This window comes from Clostridium sp. YIM B02569 (assembly GCF_022320765.1).
Lineage (GTDB): Bacteria > Bacillota > Clostridia > Clostridiales > Clostridiaceae > Clostridium > Clostridium beijerinckii.
The window spans coordinates 35,748-51,204 of the sequence record NZ_JAKJJX010000032.1 but is presented as its reverse complement, the minus strand read 5'-3'; the positions used below and the strand labels follow the sequence as shown (position 1 = coordinate 51,204).

The following is a 15,457-nucleotide window of genomic DNA, read 5'->3' as shown; positions in this document are numbered from 1 at the left end:
AAAATGACCTACATAGTAAATTTGCAATGTAAAGTGTCCTTTTATGATTAAGCTGTTAATTATGATGGCATTTTTCATTTAGTTGAATATATTTTTTGTTTAAGCTTTTCTAATGTAGCGGGTGAAGCAGTATAAATCATCAATTTAAGATCAGGACAGTTTGATACTTGCAAATTCACATGTTCAAATTCCAATTCTCCAATCTCAGGGTGATTCCAAAATTTATGACAATCGGTAACATTTTTAACTTCATAACGAGGCCACCATTTGCTGAAGAATTCACTTTCTTGCTTAAATTTCTCAATCATTTCATTTAATCTTGCATCCTGGGGAAACCTAGCACAATCTGCTCTAAATCTTGCAATCATGATTTTAGCTCTTTCTTCCCAATCTGGATTAATTTCTTTTTTAAATGGATCAATTAAAAATTGATGTAATATGTTTGGTTTTGGATTTATGTTTGCAGAATATGAAGGGAATCCAAATATAAATTCTGCCGAACGATTCCATAAGAGTACATCCCAGTATTTATCCATTATATATGCAGGATTAGGTTCCAATGCGAAAACGGTTCTTTCCAATCCTGTACTAATTTCTTTATAAATTTCTGATTCTTCTATTTCATCAGATTTAGATAATAAAAAAAGATATCGGCGTTCATCTTCGGATAATCTTAAGGCAGTAGCTAAGCTCTCCAATATTTGATAAGAAGGGTGTACATCTTTCCCTTGTTCTATAGATGTGTACCAAGAAACCCCCACATTAGCAAGCTGAGCGACCTCTTCACGACGAAGTCCAGGTGTACGGCGGCGTCCATGTGATGGCAAGCCAACCTGTTCAGGTGTAAGTCGTTCTCTAGTTGCACGCAAAAATTCACCTAACGACTGCTGTAATGTGATTTCTTTCATTTGTTTTCCTCCTCTTATCCTACTACTCTCAATCGTAGGATAACCACAATATGGTTGAATTATTTTAACTCTGATATATTAGCAATATAACATAAAAATAACTGATAAACAAAACTATTTAGATTGGAGTGAATTAATTTATGAAAATATTTGTAACAGGGGCAACAGGCAAGGTTGGAAGTAGATTTGTACCGTATTTACTTAAGCAAGGTCATGAGGTTCGTATTCTTGTAAGAAACTTAGAAGGTGCATCCACTTTAAAAGAACAGGGGGCAGAAGTAGTATTAGGAGATCTTTTAGATAATGAAAATCTAATTGAAGCCGTACGAGGTGTTGATGCTGTCGTACATATAGCAGCTCAATTTAGAGGTGGTATTAGTGAAGAAATGGCTAAAGCCATAAATATAGATGCAACTATTACACTCGCTAAAGCAGCATTAGATGCAGGTGTCACAAGATTTGTTTTTACAAGCACGGGCAATGTATATAACAATTCTCTAGTAAATAGACCATGTATGGAAGACGATGTTCTTACAGCAACGGCATTATATCCTAAAACAAAAATGGCTGCAGAAGAAGCTCTACTTAGGTTATATAGTGAACAAGGACTAGATATTCGTATTATGAGACTAGGATTTGTTTATGGGGACAATGACCCACACATTCAAGAAATGTTACCGTTTCTAAGTAACTGGAATCCTTCAAAAGCGATGTCTGTAGTGCATCACCAAGATGTCAGTCAAGCATTACTGATCGCTGCTAGTACACCAGGTATTGGAGGTCGCATATATAATGTTGCTGATGATAATCCTATTACTGTAAGTGAATTTTATAAGCTACAAGGTGAATCAGAGCAGGTACCTCCAAATGGTGGGTGGCCAAGTTTTAACCAATGGGATATGATATTAGATACATCGCGTATTAAAAGTGAACTAAATTTCAATACTAAATATCCTTCTCTTTATATTGCTAGAGATATGGGTGCATTATAGTTGTGATTTGAAAAAGTGGTATATTAAAATGTATGTAAACAATGATTATAATATTAGTTCTTTATAAAAAATCATGGCAAAATTATCAATGTCATAATTCTAATTAAATTATTTTTTATTGTAAATTGTTTATATATGAAAATTAAGAAAAAATAGTCGTATCAAAGCCTTTAGTACATGACTTTGTAGAAGTTACTGCTAGCTAAAGACTCATTGATATGACTATTTTTTTGTTTAATGATTTAGAGCTTGCCTTAAAGCTACATCAATTATACATCTTAATAAGAAAAATTCTAGTTTATAAATAGTTTAACTGTTGTCTTCAAATTTTCTTATTCTATCAGCAACTAATTGAGGAGGTAAATGGAAGTAGAATTATGTATAAGAGCATAAAGTACTATTTTTTTATACATAATTCTCTTACACTTATAGCTGTAAGTACAATTAATCCTCCTATAAAGGCATAAGTTCCTGGTATTTCACCAGTGAATAAAAAGACCCAAAATGGATTGAGCAGAGGTTCTAGGACAGGAATTAGAATTGCTTCAATAGGAGAAACCTGCTTAACAGCTAATGTATAAAATATATAAGAAATTCCTAATTGGAATATTCCCAAGATTAATAATCCTAAAATGCTATTTAAGTTTGGAACTGATTGAAAGAAAAAAGGTATAGCTATAATAAATGTAATTATATTTCCAAGAAAAGTAATTTCAACAGGAGAACCATCTTTTATAAGTTTTAGAAATATAACAGTTCCAGCCATTGAAATACCACTGAGTATTGCAATAAAATTTCCTATAATATTGCCACGTCCTAAATCTCCTATAAAGAATAAAATCATTCCAAGTATAACAAAAATAATTACGACCAAATCAGATTTTTTAATCTTTTCCTTTAGGAAGAACTTTGAAAATAATAATACCCATATAGGCGCTGTAAACTGTAGAAGTATAGCGTTTGCAGATGTTGTGAGTTTGTTAGCAGTAACAAAAAATATGAGAAGGGATGAATACGTGCATGCGCCTAATAGCTTTGTCTTTCCTAAGTGTATTACTGGCTTTTTTAAGTATAATAACATAACTATTGCAGCTATACCGCTACGTGCTCCGGCAATAGCAATAGGATTCCAATTTACTAATTTGATAAATAGGCCTCCGATACTCCATAAAATTGATGCAATTACAAGATATAATATTGCTTTTTTTTGATACTTTTCCATACTTAACTCCTTTATGTTTGTTGTAATTTTATTAAAAGATAGATTAAATAGTATATATTGAAATTAAATGAGTAATTAATTTACAATTTATTATTCATTAACTATATAATGGAATTATAAGAATTTAGAGTATGCAGTACAATCTTTAAAAAAGCATTTTGTACCGGTATAAAAGTGTTAAGATGCTTGGGAAATTAAGATAAATAGAAAGGATACGATTATGAAAAAGAAATATGAAATTATCATAGAATATATTGAGGAACTTGCAGAAAGAAATGAATTAAAGCAAGGACAAAGGTTACCGCCAATAAGAACTTTGGTTGATAAGTTTGAATGTAATAAGTCCACAATAATAAGAGCTTATAAAGAACTTGAAATGAATCATAGAATATACTCTATTCCTAAGAGTGGATATTACCTTGTGGAAAATAATTCTGAAGAGAATGATGAAAATGGCATTATTGATTTTTCTTTAGTAGTTCCTGATTCTAGATTACTTCCGTATAAGGAATTTAATCATTGTATAAATAGAGCGGTTGAGTTATATAAGAATGACTTGTTTATATATGGTGATACTGAAGGATTTAAATCTTTAAGAGCATCATTGGTTAACTTCTTTTCTGAATATCAAATATTCACCTCCATGGACAAAATATGTATTACATCAGGTTCACAACAGGCAATAAGCATTCTTTCAAAAATGTCTTTTCCAAATGGGAAAAAGAATATTTTAGTTGAGCAGCCAACATATAGTTTGATACACAAATTGGTAGAGATTAATGGAGAAAGATTAATAGGAATAAACAGAGATTTTAATGGCATAAATTTGGAACAACTAGAGAATATATTTAAAAATCAAGATATAAAGTTTTTCTATACAATCCCAAGATTACATAACCCTTTAGGGACAAGTTATTCGGAAAAAGATAAGAGATGTATTGCAGAGTTAGCTGAAAAATATGATGTTTACATTGTTGAAGATGATTATTTAGCTGATTTAGATAAAAACAAAAAATCATTACCAATTTATTATTATGATATATGGGAACGGGTTATATATTTAAAAAGCTTTTCTAAAACATTTATGCCTGGAATAAGGCTAGGAGCAGTATTACTTCAAGAAAAATTAAAAAGTGAATTTTTGAAACATAAGAGATATTATGATTTAAGTACATCAGCATTAGAACAAGGAGCTTTAGAAATTTATATTAATAGTGGGATGTATAAAAAGCATATTCAAAAAATCCAATTTGCATATATGAAAAAAATGAATTATTTAAAGGATTGCTTAAAAAACATAGATACAGAGAGAGTGGAACTATTTATTCCAGATACAGGATTTTTTATATGGATGCAGTTTACTAAGCATATTGATATGGAAACGCTAAATAAAAGATTAAATGAAAAAATGATTTATATAGCAGAGGGAAAGGCGTTTTTTATAGATAATAGTTCAAGAATAAGCTGTTTTAGATTGTGCATATCTAAACTTACAAAAGACAAGATAAAGTTAGGACTTCAGATATTATTTGAAGAGATACACAAATTGATTTAGTATATTATTAATTTAAGTATCAGAGGAGAGCCAAATCCATATAGAGGAGGTTCTCTTAATTTTTGCAGATCATTAATGCATCTTATTTTATTTAAATTGCATCTTAAGCAAAATCTATGGTTTTAATTCATGTTTTCTAATAGAATGGAAATATAAAAAAACGGAGGTATTGGTTATGAAAATAGTTGTTTTAAATGGGAGTCCGAAGTTTGAGAAAAGTGTTACAATGCAATCAATGAAGTATTTGGAACAAAATTATGAAAAACATGAATTTCAGTATATCCATATTGTTAAAGAAGTAAAAAGTTATGAAGAAGATGCTGAAAAGTTAAAAGCTTTATGCACAAAGGTTCAGGAAGCAGATGCAGTTATATGGGCATTTCCACTATATCATGCTTTAGTGCATTCTAATTATAAGAGATTTATTGAACTTATATTTGAAAATAAATTTGAAAGCTATTTTAAGGATAAGTATACTGCTGCATTTTCTACATCTATTCATTATGCAGATATTCATGCACATAATTATATCAGGGCAATTTCTGAAGATTTAGGCATGAACTATGTAGAATATTTATCTCATGAGATGCAAGATTTAACTAAGGAAAATAGAAGAAAAGAGCTTAAAGTGTTTTTTGAAAATTTGCTTGATTTTGCAAATGAAGGTTTAACAACTAGTAAATTGTATAATTCAGTAAGTAAAAGTAACTTTAAATATAGTGGAGGAGTAACAGACAAAGTTATTGATACAAATAAAAAAATAATTATAATTACAGATGCAACTAAAGAAGATGCGAGTCTTAATGAGATGATTGACAAATATAAAAGTTGTATAAAAGGTTCTGTAGAGATTCTTAATCTTAATGATGTTGATATAAAAGGGCCATGTCTTGGCTGCTGCAAATGTGCTGCTGAAAATAAATGTGTTTATGATGGTAAAGATGGTTATAGGGAGTTTTTAGACCATATTATTAATAATGCAGATATCATAATTTTTGCAGGAAGTATAAAAGATAGATATTTATCTTCACGTTTTAAGCTTATTTATGATAGAAGTTTTCGTTATAACCATGTTCCTATATTCAGAGGTAAACACATAGGATATATAATTTCAGGGAAATTAAGTGAAAATCAAAATTTAAGAGAGATACTAGAGTTTCATACACAAGGAGGCAATTTAATAGGATTTGTCACTGATGAAGCTGAAGATAACTCTCTTATAGATAATCAAATATATGCGTTGGCTAAAATGAGTATAAATTATGCTGAAAGAAACTACTTCAAGCCTGAAACCTTTTTAAATATAGCTGGAAGTAAATTATTTGCAGATGCATTGGAAGGAGAACTAGGAGCTATTTTTATAGAAGACTATAAATATTATAAGAAAAATAAGCTGATTAAAAAAGTTCCATTAAAAGAAAAAGCTCAAGGGAAAGTAATGAGATACCTTATGAAAAGAAAAAAATTCAAGGAGCATGTACAGAAAAATATGGTTGATTTCATGATCACAGGCCATAAGAAGGCACTTGAGAAAGATACAGGAAAGAATAATGGGTAGCAGTTTAAAAGCATTTTTAAATGTAACCCTAAGCTTTCTGCCTTTAATGCTTTTTTGGAGTATTTCGAGTAATTTATGCCTTGTTTTAGGATTTGCTTCTATACTGATGCTTTTTATAAGAGATATAATTAATAAGAATATAGGAATTATGTCAAGCGTTCTAGTAGCTTATTTTGCTATTTCTAATATATTGTATTTTTATTTAGGAATTAATTCTGTTATGGAATATAAATATTTAACTTCATATACGGTATTAGCTTTAACGGGTTTCATTTCAATTATGATGGGAAGACCTTATACAATGTATGATGCTAGAAGAGGATATGAAAAGGAATTTGGAAAATCTTCTTTATTTATAGAAGTTAATATAGTAATAACAAAAATATGGGCTACAATTTATTTGATTAATGCTATTATAGAATTATCAGGGCACAATATTATGACTGTTATAATTATGAATGGGCTGGTGATTTTAGGAATTATGCTATCAATTATAATTCCAGGGGTATTGCCTGAAGTTTAAAGTAGGGGATGTGAAGGAAAATAACAAGTAAAAGATGCAATGGGAAATTCTTATATGCAGCATAACTGCTATTTTTAAGGTGTAAATTTTGTGTTAGACAAGGAGCTAAAGTTGCAGGATATTAGTGAGATTTATAGGCGAAGTATAACACAAAATAGACTAGCATACTGATTTGTTATTTTTTTGAACATCCTCGAGAGGATAGATTTTAAGTTTTTAATATATCCTTGTCAGAAAGGCATTGCTTAAAGTTTAAAGCAAAAGGGGAAATTACATGGAGTTAGATTTAATTTGCAGCGAAAATTTAAAAAGAATGCTGGAAGAAATCCTTACAAATCGCAAAATAAAGATTAATGAAAATGCTGATGTATGTTTAATTGAAAAAGGATTTGATTTAAAGAGCGGCAAAATAGGGATATACTTTGATATAGAAACCATAAATATTTTGATTGGTTATTTAGATTCTATTTCGGGCAGCAAAGAAGAAGTTAAAAATATAATCACAGGAAGATGTGACGAGGATGAGCTTAAAGTATTAAATTTTGATGAGATATATTATTTTGAGGCTATGGGAAATGAGGTCTTTTGCATGGCCAAGGATAAAAAGTATAAAGTAAAAGAAAAGCTTTATGAACTTGAAGAAAGATTGGAAGCAAAAGGTTTCATAAGAGTAAGTAAATGCTTTGTTGTAAATATAGTGAAAGTAGATAGAATAATTTCATGGTTTAACAGCAAGCTTATACTAAAGCTCATAGATATGGATGAAGAAGTATATGTCACAAGAAAATATCTAAATAACTTTAAGCAATATCTCGGATTGTGAGGTGTGTAAATAATGAAACAGAATTTAAAGGATTTTTTATTTAATCTTATTATATCCATGCTCCTTGGAATAGTTGTTGGAATGACTCAAATGATTGTTAAAAATATAAATGCAGGAATTATAGAAGAATTAATTATGTTTTCAATTATTGGAGGTGTTATTGGTACTATTTCTAGATTTGTTTTTATTTATCTAATTGGAATAAAACAAAAAAGTGCATTACTAGCTTTTGTTTGTGTATTTATAGTAATAGGGGGGATTTCCTGTTTACCATCTATTTACTACTATTTTGTATATAAAAAAATTGCTTCAATTATAGAGCTAATATCTATTTTAATAACTGCAGAATTTTTGGGGATGAGTTTTTGCTATTATTCATATAAAAGAAATTTAGAATTTAATTCAAAACTTATGAATAAAAAAAATCAGCTATTAAGAAAAAACTAAATATAAAATTGGGAGAGGTTGCAATATTCAGAGTGAAGTTGCGACCTCTCCAATTTTTTTGTTTGAAAGGCTTTATTTTATTTAAAGGTTAACCTAAAAGGCAAAGTATTATTTTTAAAAGTTTGAATTTTTTTCAAATGAGGATAATTTAAATTTAAGTTCCAAATAATAATTTAAAGATATGTTTATCGTTTTAAAGGAGATTTTTATTTATGAAAAAAATATTTACTTCAATTGTTATTGTAAATATTATTGGAATAATAATTGGATTTATGATAGCACCTAGGGAAACTATAATGGCAAATAGTTCAATAGAAAAAGATAGATTGGAAATGATAAAAGAAAAAGGAATAATAACTATTGCTGCACCATCAAAGGAAATTCCATTCTTTTGGATAAATGAAGAAACGAATGAGATGAGTGGAATTGATGCGGATATTATGAATGAAATTACACGGCGGCTTGGAATTAATAAAGTTGAAATTAAGGAAGTAACATTTGCAGATTTGTTAGATAAATTTAATGCTGATGATAGTATAGATATAGCAGTTGGTGGAATATTTATGACTCCTGAAAGTGAAAAAATAGTAGCGTTTACTAAGCCATTGTATAAAGAATCAGAAACTGTTATTGTACCAAGATTTTCAAAAATTAATTTTATGAGTGATTTAAAAAGTGCAGTAGTTGGAGTAGAAAAAGGAACAATATTTGAAGATCTAGCGAAAAAGTGGAAGGAAAATAACTTAATAAAAGATGTATTAAGTTTTGATAGTACAACTGATTTATTTAATGCTATAAGTAGCGGGAAAATTGATGCGGGTTTAGCTGATTCTATTATTATAAACTACTATATAAAGGAAAAAGATCCTTTGTTAAGGCAGCTAAAAGGCTATACGCCTGAATTACAAGGAGTAATGGGAATAGCAGTTAAAAAAGATGATGTTTTCTTATTAAACGCATTAAATAAAGCAATTAATGATATGAAAGCAGATGGTGCGTTATATTCTATTCTTGTAAAGAATGGATTAGATAAAAATAATATGATTAGTAACTGAGTACACAATTCTAAAATATTGTTAAGAATATATCTTCTTAACAATATTTATTCTTCAGAATATTAGAATATATATTCTGATATTCTAATATTCTGAAGAATATGCTTGTATAATGCGGGTTTGAGGATTATTTGCTTGAGAAAGCCCTAGGTTTTTACATAATTTTAAGATGGAAAAACAGATCTTTAGATTAGAAAAGAAAAATATTTGGGTGATAATAAAATTATAGCGTTTTTTTTATTGGCTAAAATGTAAATCATTAAGATCAAATTCTCATTACTTAGAACATGTAGATGGAAACTTAAAATATATTGATACTTAATTATTGATCATTTGAGTGTAGTTTGTTAACTTCATTTGTATATCTACTTACATATAAAGTATTTTTGTATCGTAGCCAATAATTCGTAAAATACCCTATGGTAACTAAAATGCATAGAAGCATATCAAAACCAATGAGTAGTTGATAGCTCTTACTGATATCAAAGGAAACACCTCCGATTAAGCTACCAATGATCCCGCCTGCTTGATGGAATAGAAGGAGACTTCCAATGAACTTTCCTTTTTCTTTTGTATTCTCGTTAGCAATTAACATTCCTCCTGGTACAGCACCTAGGTAAGTAAATCCGAAGAAGACTGCAAACACAATTGGCGACCATGGCGAATGTACAAACAAAATTATAAACGCTAAGATGCGTATCCCGTACAACAACGACATCGCTGTAAATTTATTGATACGATCCAAAAGATATCCGAAAATAAAGGAACCGATTATTTCCATAATTCCTAAGGTACTCATGGATACGGCAATCAAAGCAGGCTTTACGCTAGACAATTGATAAATAGCCACTAAATTCATTTCTACAGTACCCATATTAAACCCACATGTAAATAATGCAAAACCAATAAATAGAAATAATAACATATGAGAACCTTTGAAAAGCATTTTCACTTTTGGTTGTTCGGATTCTTTTGCTTTCTTCTGTGGATTTTGAGGATTCCGAATAAGAAACTGAATAACTGGCAATGCAACAAAAAGGCTGAGCAGGCAAGAAATCAGAAATGCGTCCTTCCATGTTAACCAAGTGTTCGAGATAAAAATTGGAGTGCAAACGGCGAGACCAATAGATGATGAGCTTGCCAGAAGTGCAGTAGCTTTTGCTCGATGATGTTGGAACCAGTCAAATATTAGAATATATGTGGCAGAGGCTCCTATACCGTAAAAACCTGATATGACTCCATATCCGATAAAAAACAAAGTAGAATTATGCCCCACAAAAACGATACTTGTCCCTAAGATACTAAACATTGTACTTAGTAGCATTAATTTCTTAGGTCCATAGCGGTCCGCAATCCATCCTCCTATTGGGGTGCATAATGCTGCAATTAGTAGGTTGGTTGACCATGCCATAGAAATCAAGCTTCTACTTATATTCAAATCTTGAGAAATTTGAACTTGATAAGTAGCCATAATGAAACGCAATAATGCGCCAATAAAGCCGATAATCCACAAAGCAGCCAAGCCGATCCAAGCATACTTACGTTCTTTAAACCATGTGTCGTTCATTTTCTTCACCTCATTTTAATATAATAAAAAGATACTGAACGATATCTTTTTTACTATGTTAACACAACCATTAAGAAAGTGCAAATTTATATTCATATTTCTGGTGTTGAGAATATTTTTTATTATTTATAATTATATAATTGGCATTTTGGATTAATAGATCAGGTTCATCCAAGAAATAAACCCTGGCTTGCAATAACTATTTAAATTTTTGGAGATATGCTATAATAATTAAAAAAATAACATGTGCAATGAGGAGGAAATTACGAAGAATTACATTCCTTGGAGGATAGATACTATGACTAAAGGAGAAAATACACGCAAGTATATAATTAAGAAATCGGCTGAACTTTTTAACCAGCGAGGTTACGCAGGATCTTCGCTCTCTGATATTACTGAAGTAACTGGAATCAAGAGAGGGGGGATTTATCGTCACTTTGCATGTAAGGATGAGATTGCGCTTGAGGCATATGATTACGCAGTAGGAATTGTTAATGAAAAATTTACCGAAGCCGTAAATGAACAACAATCAGCGATTAATAAAATTCTAGCTATATTCAAGGTTTATGAACAAGTTGTTGAGTTTCCCCCTTTCATTGGAGGATGTCCTGTATTAAACACGGCTATTGAAAGTGATGATACTCACTCTGAATTACGAAAAAAAGCCCAGCAAAGCCTTGAAAGGATGCTGCAATATATTAAGGAAATTCTTTATCAAGGTATACAGAACGGTGAGTTAAAGCCAAATCTTGATACCGACGCTCTTGCTACTTTCATTTTTTCCGCCTTAGAAGGTGGGATAATGCTAAGTAAACTTGAGGGGAATAATCGTCATATGCAATTTAATATTGAAAGTTTATCCAAGTATTTAGAACAATTTTCATTACAATCATCTTAGTTCTTTAATTCTAAATTGTAACGTTAGTGAATATGAATCAGAACCACCGGTTAAGCCGGTGGTTTCTTAGTTTTTTAGAAATTTATATTCCAGTAAAATCTGTGGACGAGGCACTCCTTGAGGGAATAACTTAAAAAAGGTTGATTGAATAGTTTTGGTATTTTAAACAGTGGAATCTGTTCATTAGGTATTACAAGTGCTTAATTAAATCTAAGAGTAAGTCTTTAAAGTAAAAAATGTTGACATGGAAGAAATAATATTATAATATGATATTACTTCCGAGGAAGTAATATTGGGGAGGAAATTAATATGGATATTGTTAATGAAATTATATTTTCACTAAAGGAAATACAAGAAAATAATGAAATAGATGTTCCTAATATAAAGAATAAACTTACTTTTTCACAAATTCATTGTATTGCAGCTATAGAATATATCGAAGATGCAAATATAACTAAGCTATCACAAGAATTAGGAATGACAACAGGTGCTATAACTAAAATGTGTAAAAAGTTATTAAACGAAGGCTATGTATCGAAGTATCAAAAGGAAGGGAATAATAAAGAAGTATATTATGATTTAACGGAATTAGGATTAAATGTGTCTGAAATTCATAAAAAAATTCATGAGAAATCATATAATAAGAAAAAAGATATTATAGCTCAATATAATGATGAGGAGAAAGCTACCATATTAAAATTTTTACATGACATGAATTCAGTGACAAAGGATACGTTTATAGAAATTGCAGAAAAATATATTAAAAGTGGTGATTAAGTCTAATAAAATATGAGGAGGATTTTATGAGTAATATTACTGTAGTTAGCTATATTTGGGGCATATTTTGGATTTACTGGATATTAGCAGCGATAAAAACTAGGTCAAATGTAAAAAAAGAATCAAGTGGTCAAGGGAACATACCAAGAGTAGTGCATTTAATATTAGTAATAGTCTCTTATGCCATTACCTTTTTTCAGTTTAAAAGTATATTCTTATGGAATAGGATATTACCTAGTTATGAATATGTTGACTATATAGGTATCGCAATTTTAATATTCTCTCTTTTATTTGCAATATGGGCTAGAATAGTATTAGGTAGAAATTGGAGTGGAGCCATTCAAAAAGTAGAGGAGCAAAGATTAGTTCGTAGTGGCCCATATAAATATATAAGAAATCCTATTTATACAGGAATAGTATGTGGCTTTTTTGGAACTTTTCTTACATTTGGAAGTTTAGCTTCTATTATTGGATTTTGTATCATTTTAATTACTTATATTATAAAAATAAATAGGGAACAAAGATTTTTAGTATTAGAATTTGGTAAAGAATATGAGAAATACATAAAAGAATCATGGGCGTTAATTCCACATATATTCTAAATTTATAATATTTATTACAGCGTGCTTAACTAAGTGAAATTATTAGGTTTAGTAAAGGTGTCATTATTAGAGACAACTGTATCCAAGGTAGGCATAAAAATTAGGTTTACAATTACTGTTAATAATGAGACTTTAAAAGATAAGCTATTGAGAGATTGTTATTATCTACAGTTCCAAAGTGTTTGCATTATTATATCAGAAAATTTTGAGTAATAGAAAATAAAGTTTAGAGGTGGAATTAGTGTCAATGGTTTATATTTTATTGATTTTTATAGTATTAAAGTTTTTAAGGATACTTAATGGGAAGAATAAAAGAATTAAGTTCCCTAATTTATGGTTGTTACCTATACTACTTATTCTAATGATTGTTGAAGACTATGCAAAAACATTAAGTTTTTCATTGAAAGAGATTATGATAATAATTATTTGTTCAATTATTGGTCTAGGAGTGGGAATAATTCGTGGAAGAACATTAAAATATAGTAAGGATGAAGCTAGAGGTGAGGTTTATTATAATGAATCGTATTTAAGTCTTGGAGTCTATGTTTTCCTTATCGTTGTAAAATCGGCTTTTAGATATATTGGCGGAAATATAACTAGCTTTATAGGTATAGGAATTCTCGCATTTGGGTGTGCTTCAATGGTAGGAAGAAGTTTATGGCTATCATATAAGTACTTTAAAATATTAGGGGATGTTCAATAGTTATTTTATGAAATTAGGAGTATCCAGTTCTTGAAATAAACAAATGAGAAATTATGTTTAAGGAAATGTATCAACTAAAGTCAGCTCAGACTAGAAAGTGGGGGACTTTTTATGTAAATGCATTTCTATGATAATATTTTAGACATTGTATGGGAGGATGACTCCAATAATGCATTATTAATATATTCTTAAATTAGAGTTAAGTCAGTAGCGAATCTTTCTTATCCATTTCCCATACTTCGTATATATCTTGGATTTAATCAGAAATCTGTTAAGGTGATTCCAGCAATATGATTTGAAAGCCTCTCATGAACAATTTCTGCCATCTTCTCGTCACTCTCTGTCATACCACTTTTGCACCAAATCATCAATACATTAAAAAATCCGCCTGCAATGAATCCAATATTATATTTTTCAAATTCAGGAGAGCAATCCATGGTGCATGTTATAGTTTTTGAGTATATATTAAGAAATTCAATAGATCGTTCAAGTATTAAGTGGGTTAATTTAGACCTTAGTAGGTTTTCAATAAATTTTTGATGTTGTCTAAAATAGTAAAAAAATAAACGTGTCATTTCATAATTACTTATTTCTTTATGATTTAAAAGGGTTGAATACTCTCTAAACATATCGTCTAGATGATCAATAAGGATATCTTCCATTATGCTGTAATTACGATAAAAAGCCATCCGTGATACACCAGCTTTTTGTGATACTTCTGTAATAGATATATTCTTGAAGTCCTTTTTCTCCATTAAAGACATAAGAGCACCTAAAATACTCTCTTTTGTAATCTTATTCTGTTCAGCATTGTATTTATTAGTCATAAACAATATTCCTCCTTTTGTAACAGCTAGCCTATATTCACTTGAATTATTTATGTTATCAAATTATACTATAGTCCATAAGGAGTTACAAGTGAAACATCTGAAAGGAGCGCATTATGAAAATATTTTATTTTACAGGAACTGGCAACAATTTATATGTGGCAAAGAGAATTGTAGGAGAAAGTTATTCTATTCCTAAGTTAATGAAACTAGGACAGTTTGAGTTTGAAGATGAAAAGATTGGTATTGTATTTCCGAGTTATTATGGAGGAGTTCCTAAAATTGTTGAGGAGTTTCTAAATAAAGTTGAACTAAAAAGTAAATATATTTTTGCCGTAGTGTCTTTTGGATCTTTTTCAGGAGCAGTCATACCTGAGCTTTTAGAAATTGGAAAAAGAAATCAAATCCAGTTTTCATACATTAATGAAATACTTATGGTTGACAATTACCTTCCAGTGTTTGATATGGCTAAAGAGATAAAAAAAGAGCCGAAGAAGAATATAGAAGAAAGTCTTGCACAAATAATCAATGATATCCAAGTTAAAAAAATATATATCAAGAGACATTCTGCAGTTATAAAATGTATTGAAGCAATAATAAAAAAGTTTCATTCTAAGACTAAGGCTAATGCTAAATATGATAAGAATTTCTATGTAGAAGATACCTGTAATAGCTGCAAAGTTTGTGAGAAAGTTTGTCCAGTAAATAATATTAATGTAGATACTAAACCTGTTTATAAAGGAAATTGTGAGCAGTGTTTAGCCTGTATTAATCATTGTCCACAGAATGATATACGGCTTAAGCAAGAAAAAAGTAAAGCTAGATTTATTAATCAAAATGTTAAATTGAAGGAAATAATAGAGGCAAATAATTGATCTATTTTAAGAGGTTAAGAAAATGTTTAATTAAAAGGGAAAAGTTATCTTGGTTACAGAAGCGTCATCTGGTATTGGAAAAGCATATGCAGAAGAATTGGCTTCAAAGGGATGACGTTATATTA

16 protein-coding genes are annotated in these 15,457 nt (G+C 29.7%); 12 read left to right on the top strand and 4 right to left on the bottom strand.

What is annotated here, in order from left to right:
* Nucleotides 1–74: 74 nt before the first annotated feature.
* Nucleotides 75–908, bottom strand: a complete 834-nt coding sequence (locus L3B96_RS23350; protein ID WP_238948703.1) for a helix-turn-helix transcriptional regulator — start codon at nucleotides 906–908, stop codon at nucleotides 75–77.
* A gap of 140 nt (nucleotides 909–1,048) precedes the next feature.
* On the opposite strand from L3B96_RS23350, the gene L3B96_RS23345 reads away from it, so the two are divergent.
* Entirely contained in the window at nucleotides 1,049–1,900 is an 852-nt protein-coding gene (locus tag L3B96_RS23345) for an NAD(P)-dependent oxidoreductase (protein ID WP_238948702.1), read from the top strand.
* A gap of 397 nt (nucleotides 1,901–2,297) precedes the next feature.
* Here the strand turns inward: L3B96_RS23345 and L3B96_RS23340 are convergent, their stop codons facing one another.
* Entirely contained in the window at nucleotides 2,298–3,122 is an 825-nt protein-coding gene (locus tag L3B96_RS23340; RefSeq protein ID WP_238899918.1) for a DMT family transporter, read from the bottom strand.
* A gap of 220 nt (nucleotides 3,123–3,342) precedes the next feature.
* Here L3B96_RS23340 and L3B96_RS23335 point away from each other — a divergent pair, with 220 nt between their 5' ends.
* The 6 genes from L3B96_RS23335 to L3B96_RS23310 all read left to right on the top strand — a co-directional run bounded on the left by L3B96_RS23335 (nucleotide 3,343) and on the right by L3B96_RS23310 (nucleotide 9,083).
* Nucleotides 3,343–4,677, top strand: coding sequence for a PLP-dependent aminotransferase family protein (locus L3B96_RS23335; RefSeq protein ID WP_238899919.1), 1,335 nt, complete (start codon nucleotides 3,343–3,345; stop codon nucleotides 4,675–4,677).
* Between the two features lie 175 nt (nucleotides 4,678–4,852).
* Nucleotides 4,853–6,235, top strand: a complete 1,383-nt coding sequence (locus L3B96_RS23330) for an NAD(P)H-dependent oxidoreductase (protein ID WP_238948701.1) — start codon at nucleotides 4,853–4,855, stop codon at nucleotides 6,233–6,235.
* Nucleotides 6,228–6,758, top strand: coding sequence for a hypothetical protein (locus L3B96_RS23325; protein WP_238899921.1), 531 nt, complete (start codon nucleotides 6,228–6,230; stop codon nucleotides 6,756–6,758). Before L3B96_RS23330 ends, L3B96_RS23325 begins: the two co-directional genes overlap by 8 nt.
* A gap of 274 nt (nucleotides 6,759–7,032) precedes the next feature.
* Entirely contained in the window at nucleotides 7,033–7,581 is a 549-nt protein-coding gene (locus tag L3B96_RS23320; RefSeq protein WP_238899922.1) for a LytTR family DNA-binding domain-containing protein, read from the top strand.
* A 12-nt stretch (nucleotides 7,582–7,593) separates the two neighbouring features.
* Nucleotides 7,594–8,028: a hypothetical protein gene (locus L3B96_RS23315; RefSeq protein WP_238899923.1), complete on the top strand. Its 435-nt coding sequence runs from the start codon at nucleotides 7,594–7,596 to the stop codon at nucleotides 8,026–8,028.
* Nucleotides 8,029–8,240: 212 nt separating this feature from the next.
* Nucleotides 8,241–9,083 carry an ABC transporter substrate-binding protein gene (locus tag L3B96_RS23310; RefSeq protein ID WP_238899924.1) on the top strand — a complete coding sequence of 281 codons (843 nt, stop codon included), beginning with the start codon at nucleotides 8,241–8,243 and terminating at the stop codon, nucleotides 9,081–9,083.
* Between the two features lie 322 nt (nucleotides 9,084–9,405).
* On the opposite strand, the gene L3B96_RS23305 is transcribed toward L3B96_RS23310, so the two are convergent.
* A complete protein-coding gene (locus L3B96_RS23305; RefSeq protein WP_238899925.1) occupies nucleotides 9,406–10,650 on the bottom strand; it encodes an MFS transporter in 1,245 nt (414 codons plus the stop codon).
* Nucleotides 10,651–10,948: 298 nt separating this feature from the next.
* Between L3B96_RS23305 and L3B96_RS23300 the strand changes: the two genes are divergently transcribed.
* From L3B96_RS23300 to L3B96_RS23285, 4 genes are all read left to right on the top strand, one after another.
* Nucleotides 10,949–11,548 (top strand): TetR/AcrR family transcriptional regulator, encoded by a 600-nt coding sequence (locus tag L3B96_RS23300; RefSeq protein WP_238948700.1) that lies wholly within the window; start codon nucleotides 10,949–10,951, stop codon nucleotides 11,546–11,548.
* Nucleotides 11,549–11,857: 309 nt separating this feature from the next.
* Nucleotides 11,858–12,325 carry a MarR family transcriptional regulator gene (locus L3B96_RS23295; protein ID WP_238899927.1) on the top strand — a complete coding sequence of 156 codons (468 nt, stop codon included), beginning with the start codon at nucleotides 11,858–11,860 and terminating at the stop codon, nucleotides 12,323–12,325.
* Between the two features lie 26 nt (nucleotides 12,326–12,351).
* Nucleotides 12,352–12,927, top strand: coding sequence for an isoprenylcysteine carboxylmethyltransferase family protein (locus L3B96_RS23290; RefSeq protein ID WP_238899928.1), 576 nt, complete (start codon nucleotides 12,352–12,354; stop codon nucleotides 12,925–12,927).
* Nucleotides 12,928–13,174: 247 nt separating this feature from the next.
* A complete protein-coding gene (locus tag L3B96_RS23285) occupies nucleotides 13,175–13,630 on the top strand; it encodes a DUF1453 domain-containing protein (protein WP_238899929.1) in 456 nt (151 codons plus the stop codon).
* A gap of 260 nt (nucleotides 13,631–13,890) precedes the next feature.
* On the opposite strand, the gene L3B96_RS23280 is transcribed toward L3B96_RS23285, so the two are convergent.
* A complete protein-coding gene (locus tag L3B96_RS23280; protein ID WP_077829761.1) occupies nucleotides 13,891–14,457 on the bottom strand; it encodes a TetR/AcrR family transcriptional regulator in 567 nt (188 codons plus the stop codon).
* Between the two features lie 116 nt (nucleotides 14,458–14,573).
* On the opposite strand from L3B96_RS23280, the gene L3B96_RS23275 reads away from it, so the two are divergent.
* Complete coding sequence (locus tag L3B96_RS23275) at nucleotides 14,574–15,332, top strand: EFR1 family ferrodoxin (protein WP_238948699.1); 759 nt, start codon at nucleotides 14,574–14,576, stop codon at nucleotides 15,330–15,332.
* Nucleotides 15,333–15,457: the final 125 nt, after the last annotated feature.

Bases quoted from the DNA above. Each gene is read 5' to 3' on its own strand.
- L3B96_RS23320 (WP_238899922.1), top strand. From the start codon at position 7,033: ATGGAGTTAGATTTAATTTGCAGCGAAAATTTAAAAAGAATGCTGGAA.
- L3B96_RS23335 (WP_238899919.1), top strand. From the start codon at position 3,343: ATGAAAAAGAAATATGAAATTATCATAGAATATATTGAGGAACTTGCA.
- L3B96_RS23350 (WP_238948703.1), bottom strand. From the start codon at position 908: ATGAAAGAAATCACATTACAGCAGTCGTTAGGTGAATTTTTGCGTGCA.
- L3B96_RS23310 (WP_238899924.1), top strand. From the start codon at position 8,241: ATGAAAAAAATATTTACTTCAATTGTTATTGTAAATATTATTGGAATA.
- L3B96_RS23330 (WP_238948701.1), top strand. From the start codon at position 4,853: ATGAAAATAGTTGTTTTAAATGGGAGTCCGAAGTTTGAGAAAAGTGTT.
- L3B96_RS23275 (WP_238948699.1), top strand. From the start codon at position 14,574: ATGAAAATATTTTATTTTACAGGAACTGGCAACAATTTATATGTGGCA.
- L3B96_RS23340 (WP_238899918.1), bottom strand. From the start codon at position 3,122: ATGGAAAAGTATCAAAAAAAAGCAATATTATATCTTGTAATTGCATCA.
- L3B96_RS23290 (WP_238899928.1), top strand. From the start codon at position 12,352: ATGAGTAATATTACTGTAGTTAGCTATATTTGGGGCATATTTTGGATT.
- L3B96_RS23305 (WP_238899925.1), bottom strand. From the start codon at position 10,650: ATGAACGACACATGGTTTAAAGAACGTAAGTATGCTTGGATCGGCTTG.
- L3B96_RS23325 (WP_238899921.1), top strand. From the start codon at position 6,228: ATGGGTAGCAGTTTAAAAGCATTTTTAAATGTAACCCTAAGCTTTCTG.
- L3B96_RS23295 (WP_238899927.1), top strand. From the start codon at position 11,858: ATGGATATTGTTAATGAAATTATATTTTCACTAAAGGAAATACAAGAA.
- L3B96_RS23280 (WP_077829761.1), bottom strand. From the start codon at position 14,457: ATGACTAATAAATACAATGCTGAACAGAATAAGATTACAAAAGAGAGT.
- L3B96_RS23285 (WP_238899929.1), top strand. From the start codon at position 13,175: ATGGTTTATATTTTATTGATTTTTATAGTATTAAAGTTTTTAAGGATA.
- L3B96_RS23315 (WP_238899923.1), top strand. From the start codon at position 7,594: ATGAAACAGAATTTAAAGGATTTTTTATTTAATCTTATTATATCCATG.
- L3B96_RS23300 (WP_238948700.1), top strand. From the start codon at position 10,949: ATGACTAAAGGAGAAAATACACGCAAGTATATAATTAAGAAATCGGCT.
- L3B96_RS23345 (WP_238948702.1), top strand. From the start codon at position 1,049: ATGAAAATATTTGTAACAGGGGCAACAGGCAAGGTTGGAAGTAGATTT.